The organism is Marmoricola endophyticus (genome assembly GCF_014644415.1).
GTDB classification, from domain to species: Bacteria; Actinomycetota; Actinomycetes; order Propionibacteriales; family Nocardioidaceae; genus Marmoricola; species Marmoricola endophyticus.
On record NZ_BMKQ01000018.1, the window covers coordinates 1 to 514 of the forward strand.

At 35.0% G+C, this 514-nt stretch carries 1 protein-coding gene and 1 tRNA gene; both read left to right on the forward strand.

All coding sequences use genetic code 11. The annotated features are described in order from the left end of the window. The first annotated feature begins 44 nt into the window (after positions 1 to 44). Positions 45 to 117: transfer RNA gene (locus tag IEX42_RS18435), tRNA-Lys, on the forward strand. A 137-nt stretch (positions 118 to 254) separates the two neighbouring features. Continuing rightward, a partial coding sequence (locus tag IEX42_RS18440) for an arginase family protein (RefSeq protein ID WP_188781474.1) occupies positions 255 to 514 on the forward strand: 260 nt, incomplete at its 3' end.

The window sequence follows — 514 nt, forward strand, 5'->3', positions numbered from 1 at the left end:
GACTCCGTCACTCGTTGGTTCGAATCCAGCTAGCCCAGCCATTAGAGCCATTAGCTCAGTTGGTAGAGCATCTGACTTTTAATCAGAGGGTCAGAGGTTCGAATCCTCTATGGCTCACTACTTGCACTTTCCATTTTTGGGAAGTGCTTTTTTTTATGAAGTAATAAGATAAACAGATTATATGTGTAGCTATTGCTTGATAATGGTAAGCGCATACATTATTCTTTAATTACATAGAGCAAAGGGGGACGCTTATGACAAAGACAAAAGCAATTGATATTATAGGTGCACCATCAACATTTGGACAAAGAAAATTAGGTGTTGATTTAGGACCAACAGCAATTAGATATGCTGGATTAATTTCAAGATTAAAGCAATTAGACCTTGATGTATATGACAAGGGGGATATTAAGGTACCTGCTGTGAACATTGAAAAATTTCATAGTGAACAAAAAGGATTAAGAAATTATGATGAAATTATAGATGTTAATCAAAAATTAAATAAAGAGGTTTC